The organism is Microcoleus sp. D3_18_C4 (assembly GCF_036702355.1).
GTDB lineage: Bacteria > Cyanobacteriota > Cyanobacteriia > Cyanobacteriales > Microcoleaceae > Microcoleus.
In genome coordinates this window covers 41523-58302 of sequence record NZ_JAUBTF010000009.1, presented here as the reverse complement: position 1 = coordinate 58302, position 16780 = coordinate 41523, and the positions used below count along the sequence as shown (strand labels likewise).

The 16780-nt window shown below is 47.7% G+C and carries 14 protein-coding genes; 2 read left to right on the top strand and 12 right to left on the bottom strand.

The genetic code is table 11. The annotated features are described in order from the left end of the window. Positions 1 to 30: 30 nt before the first annotated feature. On the top strand, positions 31 to 2379 hold the full coding sequence (gene pcrA, locus QUA90_RS06570) for a DNA helicase PcrA (protein ID WP_333444486.1): 2349 nt from the start codon (positions 31 to 33) through the stop codon (positions 2377 to 2379). A 265-nt stretch (positions 2380 to 2644) separates the two neighbouring features. Here the strand turns inward: pcrA and QUA90_RS06565 are convergent, their stop codons facing one another. The 7 genes from QUA90_RS06565 to QUA90_RS06535 form a co-directional block, all read right to left on the bottom strand. Beyond that, entirely contained in the window at positions 2645 to 2845 is a 201-nt protein-coding gene (locus QUA90_RS06565) for a hypothetical protein (RefSeq protein ID WP_015174854.1), read from the bottom strand. Next, positions 2842 to 3186 (bottom strand): hypothetical protein, encoded by a 345-nt coding sequence (locus QUA90_RS06560; protein WP_333324358.1) that lies wholly within the window; start codon positions 3184 to 3186, stop codon positions 2842 to 2844. Before QUA90_RS06560 ends, QUA90_RS06565 begins: the two co-directional genes overlap by 4 nt. Positions 3187 to 3291: 105 nt before the next feature. After that, entirely contained in the window at positions 3292 to 4560 is a 1269-nt protein-coding gene (locus tag QUA90_RS06555; protein WP_333444484.1) for an FGGY-family carbohydrate kinase, read from the bottom strand. Between the two features lie 196 nt (positions 4561 to 4756). Continuing rightward, positions 4757 to 6157, bottom strand: coding sequence for a serine/threonine-protein kinase (locus QUA90_RS06550; protein ID WP_333444482.1), 1401 nt, complete (start codon positions 6155 to 6157; stop codon positions 4757 to 4759). A 189-nt stretch (positions 6158 to 6346) separates the two neighbouring features. Continuing rightward, on the bottom strand, positions 6347 to 8182 hold the full coding sequence (ilvB, locus tag QUA90_RS06545) for a biosynthetic-type acetolactate synthase large subunit (RefSeq protein WP_333324350.1): 1836 nt from the start codon (positions 8180 to 8182) through the stop codon (positions 6347 to 6349). Between the two features lie 465 nt (positions 8183 to 8647). Beyond that, positions 8648 to 8887 (bottom strand): hypothetical protein, encoded by a 240-nt coding sequence (locus QUA90_RS06540; protein ID WP_333444480.1) that lies wholly within the window; start codon positions 8885 to 8887, stop codon positions 8648 to 8650. Beyond that, the gene (locus tag QUA90_RS06535) at positions 8877 to 10175 is read right to left on the bottom strand and encodes an MFS transporter (RefSeq protein WP_333324346.1); all 1299 of its coding nucleotides are present in this window, start codon (positions 10173 to 10175) and stop codon (positions 8877 to 8879) included. Before QUA90_RS06535 ends, QUA90_RS06540 begins: the two co-directional genes overlap by 11 nt. A gap of 354 nt (positions 10176 to 10529) precedes the next feature. Here QUA90_RS06535 and QUA90_RS06530 point away from each other — a divergent pair, with 354 nt between their 5' ends. Next, positions 10530 to 10868 carry a P-II family nitrogen regulator gene (locus QUA90_RS06530; protein ID WP_006633346.1) on the top strand — a complete coding sequence of 113 codons (339 nt, stop codon included), beginning with the start codon at positions 10530 to 10532 and terminating at the stop codon, positions 10866 to 10868. A 154-nt stretch (positions 10869 to 11022) separates the two neighbouring features. Here the strand turns inward: QUA90_RS06530 and rdgB are convergent, their stop codons facing one another. From rdgB to accA, 5 genes are all read right to left on the bottom strand, one after another. Further along, complete coding sequence (rdgB, locus tag QUA90_RS06525) at positions 11023 to 11610, bottom strand: RdgB/HAM1 family non-canonical purine NTP pyrophosphatase (RefSeq protein ID WP_333385433.1); 588 nt, start codon at positions 11608 to 11610, stop codon at positions 11023 to 11025. Positions 11611 to 11820: 210 nt separating this feature from the next. Next, positions 11821 to 13245 (bottom strand): phosphoglucomutase/phosphomannomutase family protein, encoded by a 1425-nt coding sequence (locus QUA90_RS06520; RefSeq protein WP_333444478.1) that lies wholly within the window; start codon positions 13243 to 13245, stop codon positions 11821 to 11823. A gap of 191 nt (positions 13246 to 13436) precedes the next feature. After that, positions 13437 to 14171: a GTP cyclohydrolase I FolE gene (gene folE / locus QUA90_RS06515; protein ID WP_333324340.1), complete on the bottom strand. Its 735-nt coding sequence runs from the start codon at positions 14169 to 14171 to the stop codon at positions 13437 to 13439. Positions 14172 to 14274: 103 nt separating this feature from the next. Continuing rightward, positions 14275 to 15000 (bottom strand): SDR family oxidoreductase, encoded by a 726-nt coding sequence (locus QUA90_RS06510; protein WP_333385428.1) that lies wholly within the window; start codon positions 14998 to 15000, stop codon positions 14275 to 14277. A 249-nt stretch (positions 15001 to 15249) separates the two neighbouring features. Next, complete coding sequence (accA, locus tag QUA90_RS06505; protein ID WP_333080460.1) at positions 15250 to 16230, bottom strand: acetyl-CoA carboxylase carboxyl transferase subunit alpha; 981 nt, start codon at positions 16228 to 16230, stop codon at positions 15250 to 15252. Between the last annotated feature and the right edge of the window lie 550 nt (positions 16231 to 16780).

Here is a 16780-nt window from a genome sequence, read left to right as displayed (position 1 = left end):
CCCTTAAAAAATTAAACTAACTTTCTAGCTATGACTCAAACCACTGATTTCCTCAGCCACCTCAACCCATCTCAGCGCCAAGCAGTCGCCCATTATAACGGGCCGCTGTTAGTAGTAGCGGGCGCTGGTTCCGGCAAAACCAGAGCTCTAACTTACCGAGTTGCTAACTTAGTTCGCACGCATCGAGTCGATCCTGAAAATATTCTGGCGGTGACATTTACAAATAAAGCCGCCAGGGAGATGAAAGAAAGAATTGAGAAATTGCTGGCAACTCAGCAAGCTGAAGCGGAATATGGCAAAGCTTTGGTAGACTTAGCCCCGGATGTACAAACCAAATTGCGATCGCAAATTTACCAAAGAATTACCAAACACATTTGGATGGGGACTTTTCACTCTTTGTGCGGTCGCATTCTCCGCTACGATATTGAAAAATACCAAGACGAAAAAGGCCGCCAGTGGAAGAAAAACTTTTCGATTTTTGATGAGTCAGATGCTCAAAGTCTCGTCAAACAAATCGTCACAAAAACTCTCAATCTTGACGACAAGAAATTTGACCCCCGAAAAGTCCGCTATGTCATCAGCAACGCTAAAAATAAAGGTTGGTCGCCTCAAGAATACCACGCAGCAGAACCGGATTATCGAGGTCGCGTGATTGCCGATGTTTACAGTCGCTACCAAGACGCTTTAGCAGCCAACAATGCCCTAGATTTTGACGATTTAATCCTCGTTCCCGTTAAACTTTTGAGCCAAAACGAGCAAGTATTAAGTTACTGGCATAAAAAGTTTTGCCATATTTTAGTTGACGAATACCAAGATACAAACCGCACTCAATACGATTTGATTCGGATGTTGGTGACAAATAACGCCGACCCGAAAAGCTTCGATAAATGGCAAAACCGCTCGATTTTTGTCGTGGGCGATGTCGATCAATCAATTTACAGTTTTCGGATGGCAGATTATACCATATTGCTGGAATTTCAAGAGGATTTCGGAGATAGTTTGTCCGACGAAACAACTCGGACAATGGTAAAATTAGAGGAAAATTATCGATCGCGCGAAAACATCCTGCAAGTGGCGAACCACTTGATCGAACACAATACCGAACGCATCGAGAAAATTCTGCGCCCGACTCGCGAACCGGGAGCTCCGATTGTTGTCTGGCGCGCCGACAACGAATTAGATGAAGCGGAATTTGTAGCGGGTCAAATTCATTCCTTGAAGCGCCAAAACTCCGAATACGAAAATGGCAGTAACTTTGCGATTCTCTACCGCACAAACGCTCAATCTCGATCCTTTGAAGAAGCGTTAATGCGTTTAGACATTCCTTACAATATTGTCGGCGGCTTGAAGTTTTACGATCGCAAAGAAATCAAAGATATCCTAGCATACCTGCGGGTGCTTGCCAATCCCGACGATAGCGTCAGCCTCAAACGTATCATCAATACTCCGCGTCGCGGCATTGGCGATACAACATTTTCCAAAGTCGAAGACGCTGCAACTCAATTGGGCATTCCGTTGTGGGAAATCCTCAGCGATGAATCTTCTGTCAATACTCTAGCAGGGCGATCGGCAAAAGCTATTATTAAGTTTGCCGAAATGATTGGTCGTTGGCAATCGCAAGTCGAAACTCTGCCGGCTTCGCAAATTGTCCAAGGAATTATCCAAGATTCAGGCTACATTGAAGATTTGAAAAATCAAGGAACCGACGAAGCCACAAATCGCATAGAAAACGTCATAGAATTGTACAATGCTGTCCTGCAATTTGAAGAACAAAACGAAGAACCGACGCTGACATCATTTTTAGCAAAAGCCTCTTTAGCATCCGATTTAGATGACTTGCAGGAAGAAGATTCCCGCGTATCGCTGATGACGCTGCACTCCGCCAAAGGGTTAGAATTTCCCGTAGTATTTTTAGTCGGAATGGAACAGGGTTTATTTCCCAATTTCCGCAGCTTGGACGACCCGAAAGCGATCGAAGAAGAACGCCGTTTGTGCTACGTCGGCATCACTCGCGCCCAGGAATTGCTATTTCTCACCCACACTCGCGAACGCCGCCTCTGGGGAGGTTTCCGGGAACACTGCACCCCTTCACTGTTCTTAGGGGAATTGCCGACACATTTGCTGGCTGGAAGTGCGAAGAAAACTAAGACAGCTAAAACGGCTGTTTCCAAGGGAAAAACTAATAATTCAGCAGCTAATTCTGGGAATTCTCAATCGGCAGAGTGGAAAACGGGCGATAAAGTTTTTCATCATGCTTTTGGAGTTGGAGAAATTACGCACGTTTTGGGAGAAGGCGAGAAAACTAATCTGGCAATTAAGTTTTCAGGTTTGGGCAGAAAAATCATCGATCCGAGAACAGCTAAGTTGCAGCGAGTGTAATAGAAAAGTGTTGAAAACTCCCGATAGGAGTCGGCGGTTAAACGGTTACTACACAACCTTGCGTCCCAACTTCAGGGGACACAAAAGAAATGATTCAAGACTCTCCCGCAGGGAATAGCCCCTCGATCGATCTTATCTCACATCTTGCACCCTTCTCTCTTAACAGGCTTTTCGGTCTGTGAAGCGAGAAAATTTACTCTTTGTGGAACAGGCCGAAAAGCCTGTTCATAAAAGACTTATTAAGAATGATGCAACATCTCATATCTTATTCGACTACCTGAGATTCCACACGCCTGTATTTACCCGCCAAACGTTCTCGACGCTGGCGGCGGTTATCAGCTTCAAATATGGCGATTAATTCATCCAGGTTTAGAGTCAAAGCGTCAAGCTGTTGGCAGACTTCACGCATCTTTTCAACGTGTCGCTTTCTGGTTTCAGCGTCGGGGATTCTAGGTTGTTGATTCATGGCAAATTCCAATCCATTTTGATTTCTCGGATAGTTGCTTCTGAGGCATCGACAGCCGCCTCTGTTTGTTCTATCGTTCTATACAGAAAGTTTAACGTATCCGCATTCGCAGCGGGTTGAGATTCTGCTACCTGCTGCAAAAGCCTGTACAAACGATTGTAAGGGTTTCTCAACCTTTCCTTAACATTATCCAGGGATTCTAGTTCGGGGAGTGTCGCTTCTGTCTCGCCAAACTGCTGCATTAAAATGTATTCTGTGGCGGTTGTTTCGTTGAGGATTTCCACTAGCCGCCGCTGCAATGTGAAAATTGTGTTCAGGATGTCATCAGGTAGCTTTGCCATTGTCCTTAATTTTTAGGGATAACAACTTAACACAATATATCAGAATGTTTGCTTCCTCTCATTTTAGTTTTAATCGATAGCGATATCAGTCCAAATTTACCACCTTTAAATTAGCGTTCCATGCTTCGCCAATAACGCACTTCCATAAGCAGCCGCAGTATGAATTGGCGTTTCAACAGGGACTTTTAAATAACGCTTTCTAATCGCACTCCAAACCGAATTTTTCGCCCCGCCGCCAGCCGTATAAACTTTGGTCAAAGGAGTTGCACCCAACTCCTGCAATAATTGATATCCCCGCGCTTCAATCCGCGCTATGCTTTCTAGCAAACCGTGCAGAAATTCCACTGAATCAGTTGGACGCGGTTCGAGTCTGGGCGGCAAATTCGGGTCATTAATCGGAAAGCGATCGCCCTTTTTCAACAATGGGTAATAATCCAGCAAACTCTCTTGTTCTGGCTCAATTTGTCTGCTATAATTATCTAACTCAACATCAGTAAAAAAGTGTCGCAGTACGGCACCTCCGGTATTAGAAGCACCTCCAACTAACCACAAATCGCCTAATTTATGACTGTAAATCCCGTATCTAGAATCATCTACGCGGGTATGACTTAACAGTTTGACTGCTAGTGTAGAACCGAGAGAAGTTACTGCTTCCCCTGGTAAATTGACACCGCTTGCTAAAAATGCGGCAATACTATCGGTTGTGCCAGCACAAATCATACAATCTCGGGGAAAACCGAAGCGATCGCCCACTTGAGCTCTCACTTCCCCCACAGGCGTACCCGGTGGGACAACTCGCGGCAATTCAGGAGTTGCAGCGCCCGCAATTCCCTGTGTCAGCCAATTCGGATAGCACAAAGTATCAACATCGAAACCGAGTTTCAAAGCATTGTGATAGTCGCTAATTCCCAATTTTCCGTGCAGCAGAAATGCCAACCAGTCAGCTTGATGCAGGAAAACGGTAGGGGCGGTGTCCCCGTGCCCGCCCTCCTGCCACCACAGGAGTTTGGCCAGACTGGATGTAGCGCTTAATACTGTGTGGTTATCCGGCGCGATCGCCCGCAACCTCTCTGTCACCGCTGCACCGCGCGCATCATTGTATAAAATCGGCTCGCATACTGGTATACCGTCGGTATTGCACAGCATGACAGTCGAAGATGTGCCGTCAAGGGCGATCGCCCTTACCTGATTGCGGATTGCTGGGGGAATTTGGTCAATTACAGCCCACAGCGCATTTTGCCACGCTGAGGGCAATTCCGGCTGTTGCGCGTTGGCAAAAGTATGTTCTGTCTCGCAATGGATTGTACCCTGGGAGTCGATGATTGTCGATCGCGCGCCCGTGGTGCCGAAATCTATTCCCAAATAAAGATTCATTTGCCACTCCCGCGAATTTTCCTATTTTGAGTAAACCACAAAGTTTATTTGCATCCTGCCTCTAGTTGTTTAATGATATCTCTGACTTTTATTGGCATTTATTATTAATGTAACTAGCAGGTATTGAAATGACGAAAAGTCGATAACTTCGTAGAAAACTATCCTTAAAAAAAGGCTTAACACAGGGCTGAAATCGCTATAGATTACAGCTTACACTTCTCGATGCGAGAGAAGAACCATAACGCCACTTCACACCCAAACCCCGGAACCCACCCCACCACCCACACAGTTGCCTAGGGAGGTGGCCCACAGGTGCTTGTTTATTATAAGTTAGGTTTTTTGTGTCCAACCAACTGCCTCCTTTTCGCCAACCGACACGATCGCCTAACTTCTTTTCAGTATCCCAATCAACTTTGCCGCCCACTTCCAACCAAATTTTTTTCTGGACGCTAAAACCAAAGCGACCCTGACTATATTTTACCCACAACTGGTCGATCGTCCGCAAATCATCGCAAGGAAAATTATCAATTGAACCCGTATCAAAATAATCTTCCTTCTCCCGTCTAGCTACTTTCAGCATTACCTTTATTGTTTCCTGATCCGCCTCTTTCCACTCCCCTGTGGCCAATAAATCCCGGAGACGAGTATAGTCAACACCCTGCGCTGATTTAAGCGAGTCTGGTGGCGGTGCCGGTGGAGGTGTTTGAGCTGATAATTGAGGTGATTGAGTACCAAGAGCCTGCAAAACTTCAGTAGCAGATTGATAACGTTTCTTAATAGCAGGTTGTATCATTTTATCTAAAACCTGACCCAGTTCCGAACTGACAGATGTTTTTAAGTGTTCTCGCCACACCCACTCAAACTCGCTATCATCGAATAAATCAATCGGCTCAACCTGAGTTAACAGACACAGACAAGTCACACCCAGACTATAAATATCACTAGCATGAATAGCTTTGCCGTTGGCTTGTTCTGGTGCCGTATATCCAGCCGTCCCGATCCTCGTTCCCGTTACCGCTAGAGCCGTTTGTGTCGCATATTTCGCGGCTCCAAAGTCAACTAAAACCAGTTGCCCATCTTGCCGAAAAATAATATTTTCTGGCTTGATATCTCGGTGAATAACATGGCGGGAATGAATGAACTCGAATACTGGCAATAAATTATTAAGCAAGTCGCGAATCTGCCTTTCGCTAAAATATCCCTTAGATTCTAGTGCTTCGGCTAAATTTTCACCGTCGATGAATTCTTGGACTAAATACTGCCGTCCATCTTGACTAAAATATGCTAATAAGTCGGGAATTTGAGAATGTTTACCCAACTGTTCTAGGCGTACTGCTTCGAGATCAAATAACTCAGCAGCTTTCTGGATACTAGAAGTGCGTTGAAGTTGGGGGTAGAATTGTTTAATAACGCAGGAAGGTTTTGATGGTTTATACTCGTCAATAGCTAGAAAAGTGCGCCCAAATCCCCCTTGTCCAATAATTTTTTGGGCTCCGTAGCGATCGCCCAATAGCAGTTTATTCCCACATTTTTGACAGAATTTTTTAGAGCCAGAGGGGTTTTGGAATAGGCAATCAGGGTTTAGACACTGGCTCATAAAATATGCTTAGAGATTACAGGTTAAAGCTCTCGATGCGATGCCAGCGGAGATGGTGTTAAATGTGAAACAGCCGATCGGGGTAAGGACATCGCATTGCCCAAAGCGTGTAAACTTAACCCGAAAAACCGCTTCACCCGAAAGCTTGGCAGGGGTTTAAACTCCTGCCAGACAAGGCATTGTCTCTACTTAAACTTTTGTCCCGCACTCAGGACAAAAGTTATTGGTGGAAACATTCTTAGCGCCGCAACTCGGACAATAAACCAACTCCGCAGATTGCAACTTGCTACGATCGGGCAAACCAACCATTTGAGCGTTGCTCTTACCCGGAACTACCATCGGATAGCAGTTTTCGTCCCTCGTCACCTTCACGTTCATCAGCACCGGGCCGTCGTGAGCGAGCATTTGAGCGATCGCATCTTTAAGTTCCTCCGGCCGCGAAACCAGCATCCCCTTCACGCCGTAAGCTTCAGCCAGCATCACAAAATCCGGCATCCCTACAGTCATATTCGACGACGAATAACGCTCCCCGTAGAACGCCTGCTGCCACTGCCGCACCATGCCTTGCCAGCCGTTATTTACAATCACAATCTTGACATTAATGCCGTATTGTGTTAGTGTTCCCAGCTCTTGAATATTCATTTGCACGCTAGCATCGCCAGCAATACAAATCACTTGCTCATCGGGTAGGGCCATTTTCGCGCCCATCGCCGCAGGCACCCCGAAACCCATCGTGCCCAAACCAGCGCTCGAAATCCAGCGGCGCGGCCCGTTGTTCAAGAATTGAGCCGACCACATTTGATGTTGACCGACATCTGTTGTGTAGTAAGCATCCGGCGCTTGGGTAGCCAACTGAGAAATCACCTCTTGCGGAGACAAAATGTCTGGGTAATGAGGCACCACTAACGGATAGTCCTGTTTCCACTGATCGATCCTGTGCAGCCATTCCCCAGTCTGTCCGGTTTTCCCCGAAACTCCAGTTTCCCGACAGCGACGCAGCAAATCGAGCAAAACTTGGCGGACATCTCCGACAATCGGCACGTCAGGGCCGCGATTTTTGCCTACTTCCGCCGGGTCGATATCGATGTGAATCACCTTTGCGCGCGCGGCAAACTCGTCTAATTTGCCCGTCACGCGATCGTCAAACCTCGCCCCTACAGCGATCAGCAAATCGCACTCGGTAACGGCAAAATTAGCGTAAGCAGTGCCGTGCATCCCCAGCATTTTCACCGACAAAGGATGGTTTTCGTCAAAAGAACCTTTGCCCATCAGCGTTGTCGTGACCGGCAATTGGAAAAGTTCGGCGAGTTCCTTAATTTCCTCGTGGGCCCCGGCTGCGATCGCCCCGCCACCCACATAAAGCAAAGGACGCTTTGCTTCCTGCAGCAAATAGATTGCTTGATTAATTTGCCGAGGATTTCCCTTCACCGTCGGCCGGTAGCCCGGAATTCTCACTGCTCCGGGTTCCACGGGCAGATAGTCAAATTCTTCCAAACCCACATCCTTGGGTACATCAACCAAAACAGGCCCCGGCCGCCCTGTACTCGCGATGTGGAAAGCTTCTGCCACAATTCGCGCCATATCTCTGGGGTCGCGCACTACATAGGAATGCTTGACAATTGGCAGGGTAATCCCGTAAATATCTGTTTCCTGAAACGCATCAGTGCCGATCGCCGGACGGGGCACCTGACCGGTAATAATTACCATCGGGATCGAATCCATGTGGGCCGTCGCAATCCCTGTTACCAAATTAGTGGCGCCCGGGCCCGAAGTAGCAAAACAAACCCCAACTTTGCCCGTAGCGCGGGCGTATCCGTCAGCCGCGTGAGCAGCGCCTTGTTCGTGGCGCACCAGAATATGTTTGATAGCGCCAGTTTCTTCGGCGCGGTAGAGTTCGTCGTAAAGCGGCAGAATTGCACCGCCGGGATAACCAAAAATATGCTTGACGCCGTGGCGGATCAAGCTGTCAATCAGAGCAAATCCACCAGTTGCACGCTTGATGGTCACTTTAGTTTTTAGTTGCACAGTATTTCCTTCCTTAAACTAATTATGATTTTTAATGAAAGCTTTTATACTACTTTAATCTCAATTAATGAAACTAGGAAAATTTAAGTGGTGAGATTTTACAAAAGATTTCGCGATCGCAGAGGGTTCGCCCGATCGAGACATTGTGGAACACCACAGGAAGAAAAGAAACAGAGGAAATCGCGGCTTCTATGCCGGTTTACCGCTATATGACGCTTGTATAGTATTCGTTCTGCGGCCTTCGACAATAAAAACAATCCTTTCAGCAATTAAGAACGTCCTAATCATCAGGGCGGTTGCTATGTTATCGATCGATCGCGAAAAGAAAGCCATATTCCCTCTTCCCATTGGTGTCAACACTCGCCTAAAACCCTTGATAAATCTTGTTTAGACGCGAGTCTTGATCCCGCTCCTATTCCCGTTAAGAAGGGAAACTAAAGAGAATGCTCTGGTTCCCTCCCACTATCAGGGGATATGGACAATCATCGTCAAACAGTAGCTCGGTACTACATTTGACCTTAAGTTGACACCCATCCCCTCTTCTATCTTCCTTCTTCCTTCTTCCATCGGACTGACATCGGTTGCATCCCGTACATTGCTCGTTGCCGAACTTCCGACTGCCATCGGACTGACATCCGTTACATCGGTTACATCCCGTACATTGCTCGTTGCCGAACTTCCTTCTTTGCAAAGTTTACAGAACATCCTGCAAGACTTTGCGAGTATGTTTCCAAGCTGCCATTCCCATCACCGAAACCAAAAAGCCCAAACTCAGCAACACGATCCGCAAGCCGAGGTCATCCGAGCCGACGGCTTTGCTGACAGCATCCGTCAGAGGGCCAGTAATCGCTAAAGGCAGGCTCAGAGCAATATTAATCGCATTGTTCTCAAATCCAAAGACTTTGCCCCGCATAGATTCTGGAGTTTTTTCTTGAATCAGAGCTTGCATCGGGCCGTTAATTAAGGAAGCACCAAAACCGAACAGAGCGCTCAATCCGAATCCCACCCATAACTGTCGAGTAAAGGCAAACATTGCCAATACAAAACCCATCATCAAGAAACCGATTAAAGGCAGAGGTTTGTGGTGCATTCGATGACCCCAGTGTCCTAAAAAGGCTGCACCGAAGACCATTCCAATTCCCGCAGCAGCGAGCAAAAAGCCAAATTGAGTTTCTTTGAGACCTATTTTGCCTGAAAGCGCGATCGCCAGCACCTGAAGCGCCGCAAACACCGAATACAAAATGGTCAACTGCACCATCGCGTTGCTGACAAGGTGATTGTGTTTCACATACCGCAAACCTTCCTTGAGGTCTTGCCAAGGATGAACGTTTTTGCCACTGCTGCCGGCATGACCTTCTTTGATCTGCATAGCATATATCAAACCTGCTGAGATCAGGTACAACCCGCCCAGCAAAAACTCTTGAGAAGCTGATCCGAAGCTGTGTTTGACCCAACTAAACAGCGGTTCGCCGATCGTCATCCCGATAATAATCCCGCCCATGGTGGACGAGGCGAACAGAGCATTTGCCGACATCAGTCCCTCTCGCCCCACGGCTAGGGGGACGGCTGCCGCTTCTGCAGGAGCAAAAAATTGCGTTACGGTAGAGATCAAAAACGTCATCGTCAACAAAACCACAAAAGCTTTGGGCAAAAACGGCAAAGCTACAATCAACGCGGCTCGAATCACGTTGCAGGCGACCAGCATTTGCTTTTTGGAAAAGCGGTCTACCACGATACCGGCTACGGAACCAAAGACGATCGCTGGCACGGTGTAGGCGATCATCACCGCTGACAGCATAGAATTTTCCGAATGTTGCCAAGAAACCGGCCAGGGTCGGTAGTCGCCGGTTTTCAGCAGAATAATCAGCAATACGTAAAAGATTTTATCCGCCACTTGGGCCAATAACTGGCCCGTCCACAAGGCGAGGAAGGGGCGATTTCTCAGTAGGGCATCAAGCCCGCTGCGGTCAGGGGGAGGGCTGGCTGGGTGCATAGGAATAGTTTAACTGACCGCCTCTGGCAATTATAGTTTTCAGCAATATGTGCAAATCTGACATAGCAAAGCGGAAACTCGGAAAACTCCTGTCTCCTGCGTTCTTTTTCTGTTTTAGCAGATCGGCGGGGGACGCCTGCTGCTGTCTTTCTTAACTCTACCGCGATCGGCCGGAGCCGAGAACCCGCGCCGCCGGAAAATCCGAGAAGATTGTTAAAGGTTGGCGTGCATTTCATCGCGAGTACAAGATACGGTAATATACTTGACAAAATACTTGCTGCTGGCAGTGATATTAAAAGATGTCACGCCGATTAAGTAATATAACGAAGGTACTAACTGTTAGGAGTGAGAAACTTGAAAAAGGTTGAAGCTATTATTCGCCCCTTTAAACTAGACGAAGTGAAAATCGCACTCGTCAATGCTGGTATTGTGGGGATGACTGTTTCTGAAGTTAGAGGTTTTGGCCGTCAGAAGGGTATGACAGAACGCTATCGTGGTTCTGAGTACACCGTTGAGTTCTTGCAAAAGCTCAAGGTGGAGATTGTTGTGGAAAACGATCAGGTTGACATGGTGGTTGATAAAATTATCGCGGCTTCCCGCACGGGCGAGATTGGCGACGGCAAGATTTTCATCTCTCCTGTAGAACAAATTATTCGGATTCGGACTGGGGAAAAGAACTTGGAGGCAATCTAAGATACTGGGGCATTGGGCATTGGGCATTGGCCAAACAGGGCATTGGGCATTGGTAACTGTCATTGCCAACGAAAAACCTCTTTCCTGTTTAGTTTTGATACCTAAGTGTCAATATCCAATGCCACAGTAACCCCATTTTTTAGCTTTTTTCTCATTATTGGTTGACAACGTTCGCCAATTGTGGTATGAGAGCATGGAAGGCTCGGCCGCGGTGAGAGTGCGATCGCTTGATATCCGCTGTCATTTCTGCAAAAGTCTGTTGCTGTGCGGGTACGTAGAAAATGGGGTCATATCCGAAACCTCCCGTACCGCGAGGAGTGTGGAGGATTTCGCCTCGGCAAATTCCTTCTACTTGCAAGGCAATTGTACCGTCGGGACGGGCGATCGCGATCGCGCAAACAAATTGTGCTTCCCGGTTTTGTTCGCTACCCAATTCTTTGAGAAGTCGAGATATCCTGTCAGCATCGGTTTTCCCGTAGCGTGCGGAGTAAATCCCAGGTTGGCCGTCGAGTGCATCTACCATTAAACCAGAATCATCGGCGATCGACCATTTGCCCGTTGCTTTTGCCACTTCAGACGCCTTCAAGCAAGCATTAGCAATAAAAGTTTCGCCTGTTTCCTCAATTTCCAACTCTTCCGGTTTTAGTTCCAATTCCCATCCCAAATCCTGAAGATAAACTTGCATTTCCTTGAGTTTACCCGGATTGCCCGTAGCTACAACTAGCAATTTGCGATCGATCATTATTTCAATTAAAACTTACGGCTTGATATTAACAAAAAAAACGTCGCACGATCGCAAATAAGTTATATTGTTTCTGGTTGGGAGTCGGTTACTTGTAGGCTGGGAAATAATGGGATTTTTTGACCGCAGATATCGGCGGATGAACACTGATTAACGCTGATAGTATTTGAGCTATTTTTATCTGCGTTTATCTGCGGTTGAAAACTCCGATTAATTATGCGCCCAACTCTTCGCCCAGTTTAAGTTTTGCATAACTTCTTTCAATGTCGCTGCTTCTGAGTACAGCCGCAACACGGGTTCTGTTCCGCTAAACCGAATTAACAGCCAACTTCCGTCGGCTAAACGGAATTTATATCCGTCAACTTTGTTGCAATCTACAACTGCTTTGCCGGCGATTTCTGTTAAGGGTTGATTTTGCAGCAGGGACAGCAAACGCGACCTTTCTTCCATGTTTGCTAGGTGCAAGTCGATTCTGTCATACGCTGAAGTAAAGCTGGTTTCTTGTTGCAGTCGGCTGTAAATTTCGCTTAAGTCTTCCCCGGATTTGACAACTGCTTCTAACAAGTACAGCGCTGACAGTAAAGCATCTCGTTCGGGGATGTGTGTACCGTAGCCAATTCCTCCCGATTCTTCACCGCCGACTAAGACTTGAGTGGTTAACATTCGATCGGCTATATACTTGTAACCGATCGGCGTTTCAAATAATGGCAAGTTGTACAGCTTGGCAATTTTGGGAATTATGTCTGAACCGCTGACTGTTTTGATGACTTCCCCGGTCAAGCCGCGCCGTTTTGCTAAATGTTCGATTAATATGGGAACTAGGATTTGTGAACTGAGGAAGTTGCCGCTAGAGTCAACTGCTGCAATTCGATCGCTATCTCCGTCAAATACAAATCCGATTGACAAACCAGAACTTTTTCGCTGGTGAGTACGCATCACCCGAAATAACTGCGACAGGTAGCGCGGCAAAGGTTCCGGTGCACCGCCGCCAAACAGCGGATCTCGATCGCTGTTGACTTCATGTACCGTTTCTTCTAAAATTTGACCTAATCCTCCGGCGGCGGCACCGTGCATTACATCTACAAATACTGTAATTTTGGCGCTGGCGATCGCTTCTTTAATCGCATCAATATCTACCATTTCCCGCAAGGTTTTGCAGTAAGCCGGCCAAGGATTGAAATTCTCTAATTTTCCCGGAGTTGCTGAAATTGCCGCCGGATTTTCGAGTTTTGCTTCTATCTGTTGAGTAACTTCGGGCGAAACTGAACCGCCAAATCCGCCCTTGACTTTTAACCCTAAATATGCTCCGGGATTGTGGCTGGCTGTCAGGACGATCGCACCCAAAGCATTTAATTGTTTGGCAGCTAAACTGAAAGCTGGAGTGGGGGCGTAGGATTCGCTAAGTAGCACGTCAAATCCTGCGTTTTGGATGGCAATAGCCGCTGTTTGGGCAAATTCTTCAGCCAGAAATCGACGGTCGTGACCGACAATTACGGTACCGCTGCTGCCATCGCTACCACCAGTTTGTGCGAGAACTTGTGCCGCTAGGGGAGCGACTAACGCTACGCGATCGAATGTAAAATCGTCAGCAATGATACCGCGCCAGCCATCTGTACCGAATTTAATAGGATTCATTTAGTCACAAGTCATGAGTCACCCGTCTATTTTATGGGTTTATCAGTCGATCGTCATCTGATTTTAGATTTTAGATTTTAGATTGCGACTGCGGATGAATCTGGGGGCTAGTGACCAAATTGCTTAATTGCTAGCCACCACCCAAAAAGTGATTGACTAATGACTAATGACTAATGACTAATGACTAATGACTAAAAGAAAGCCGGTTGGTGGCGGATCAAATTCAGGAATTCTTCGCGAGTTTTCTGTTCTTCTTGAAACACGCCCAACATGGCACTCGTAACCGTCCAAGCACCGGGTTTTTGCACACCCCGCATCGTCATGCACATATGGCTGGCTTCCATTACTACAGCTACTCCCTGCGGTTCCAATATTGTCTCAACTGCTTCGGCAATTTGGCGCGTCAAACGTTCTTGCACCTGCAATCGGCGGCTGTACATCTCGGCAATTCGGGCTAATTTGCTCAGTCCCACTACTTTTTGGTTGGGAATGTAAGCGATGTGAACTCGGCCCATAAACGGCAGCATATGGTGTTCGCACATACTGAATACGCTGATGTCTCGCACCAGTACCATTTCGTTGTGACCTTCGTCAAAGATAGCGCCGTTAAGAAGTTCTTCGAGGGATTGACTGTAGCCGCTGGTGAGAAACCGCATTGCTTCTGCTACCCGCTTCGGGGTTTTGAGCAATCCTTCCCGTTCAGGATCTTCTCCTACTCCCAGCAGAATTGTCCGAACGGCGGCCATCATTTCTTCTTGGCCTACTTCTGAGGGTACGGGTATGTGGGATTCTTGACCGTGGGAGGAATTGCGATCGGGTCGAGTGGGGATGCGCGGGGAGTTGTTCTCTGCGGTTTGTAACAGTTTCATGCTGTCAGTCGAGAGTGAGTTCGAGCCATTGGAATCGGCGGAAGATGCAATTGTCATAACAAGTTGGTGTGAGGGTGAATCAATTTTCGATTGGGGGATATAGCTAGAGATTCAAAGATTGTTGAATTCGAGAAAAATCCAGCAGTCTAAAATCTCAAGTTCACAAAACTCCTGCGTTGGACATGAGGGTGATTTCTTCAACTACTGCACTTGCTGGCAACTGAACTGCGTGCAGAATTGATTGGGCGACGATTTCTGGGGTTAACATGGCGGTGCGATCGAAGTCGGCGTCTACGGTGTCTGTGTCCCACAGGGGAGTGTTGACAGAACCCGGACAGATTGCTGTTACGCGAATTCCGTGAGCTCGTTCTTCGGCGGCTAAGGTTTTAGACAAAGCCATGAGACCGAATTTGCTAACGCAGTAGGCTCCCCAGTTGGGGAAGGCTTGGGTGCCGGCGATCGAGGAAACGTTGATGATGATTCCCGATCGGCGATCGCGCATGGAGGGCAAAACTCCTAAAATGCACTGCCAAACGCTAGTTAGATTGAGGTCTAAAACGCTCTGCCACTCGGCTAGCGGCGTTTCCGTCAAAGAGCCGGTGTAGCCCATACCAGCGCTGTTGACCAGGATATCTACGGGGCCGAATTGAGCTGCGATCGCGCTGATGCTGCTTTGCACTTGCTCAATTTTTGCCAAGTCTAAGGGATAAGCTTCTGCTTTCACTCCGACTGCTCGGGCTGCTGCGGCAACGGCTTCTAAGTTTTCCGACTCTCGGCTAACTAAGGCCAGATTTATGCCCTCGGCGGCGAACGCTAGAGCCGTCGCTTTGCCAATACCGCTGCTGGCTCCGGTAATCAGAGCCTGCTTTGTTGTGGGATGGTTCATTCAGTGTCCTAATACTTTCGCTCGGCAAGTCCCTCAAGCGTTGCAGCCTTCTTCGCCAAATTAGAAAGCTGTCTGCTGCGGGTGATCACAGTTAATTATGAGATCAACATTAAGAACTGTTAAGCCGGTGTCACCTGAGAAATTATAACACTGCTGATTGATTCGCAGAATAGTGACTGGTGAGTTATCACTTATGAGTTGGAAGTTAAGAGATTTTCACTCATAACCGATAACTCTGAATCGATCAGCTCAAGCCGCAATTTCAGTGAATACACCGATGTGGCGAAACTTTTGATACCGGAGATCGCGTCGCTGCTGACCCGTAAGCTGGGTTAGTTCTGCTAAGTTTTCTAACAAAGCTTGTTTGAGTATGGACGCAGCTTTGAGGGGATTCGAGTGAGCGCCGCCGATCGGCTCTGGTACTATTTGATCGAGAACGCCGAGGTTTTTCAAATCCCAGGAAGTAATTTTCAGGGCTTCTGCGGCCAAGTTCGCTTTGCCAGAGTCTTTCCAGAGAATCGCCGCGCAAGCTTCGGGAGTGGCGACGGTGTAGACGGAATGTTCCAGCATCAACAGCCGCTCGCCGACACCGATACCCAATGCGCCGCCGGAACCGCCTTCGCCGATGACGGTGCAAATAATGGGAACGTCGAGGCGAAACATTTCTCGGAGGTTACAGGCGATCGCCTCTCCCTGTCCGAGCTGTTCTGCTTCTAAGCCCGCCCAAGCCCCCGGAGTGTCGATAAAGGTGAAAATTGGCATTCCGAAGCGATCGGCGTGTTCCATCAACCGCAGGGCTTTGCGATAGCCACCGGGAGCAGCCATGCCGAAGTTGCGGGCGATATTGTCTTTAGTGTCGCGCCCTTTTTGATGGCCGATGATGACTGTGGGACGCCCGTCTATGCGGGCAATTCCGCCGACGAGGGCCGGGTCGTCTCCGCCGCGCCGATCGCCGTGAAGCTCGATCCACTCGTCGCTAATTGCCTGAATGTAATCGAGGGTGCTGGGGCGGCGCGGGTGACGGGCCAGTTGCAGCCGCTGCATGGGGGACAAGCTGCTGAAGATTTCTTGTCGCAGTTGGGCTGAGCGAGCTTCGAGTTTGCGAATTTCGTCGGTGACATCGACGCTGTTTTCTGCGGCGAGTTCGCGAATCTGGTGAATTCGGGTTTCGAGTTCGGCCAGGGGCTTTTCAAAATCTAAGAGTAAGGGTTTACGGTCTGGGTTTGGCACGCTGATAATTTCTATAAGGTTTTGTCAGGTTTTGTCGATCGACTATTTCCAGATCCTACCCTGTCAGGGGATGCTGAAAAAGAGGGGAAATTTGGAAGTTTTAAATTTTGAATTATGCTTGGCTTACTAAGCTTGTTGAAAACCAGAGGCTGGAGCCTCGTTTTTTGCTACACTATTTTTGCTTGCTGCTGATTTTTACGCCCCTCTTTCCCCGCGCCCCTGGGTTCCCCACCGCCACAAAAGGCCTAACCCTGCTGAACTGTTCCCCAGTCCAAAAAGCGACACCAGCGCGATCGAACTCACCCATTCGGAAGCTGTAACAGCCCTGTCTATATTACATTTTGTCGCCAACCATCAAATATCAGAAGAATTCAAGACAAACTATTGCCACCAATCACATCCGCTGGTTCCGAACTACAAACTACTTTTCTTCGGGTTGTGCGATCGGATCTAATGTTAATAGTTAACTGTTAAAAATTCACTATTAACTGTATAAAAAAAGTTACTGGTTATTATCAGAAAAACTTTCCTCAATAACCAATAACCACAA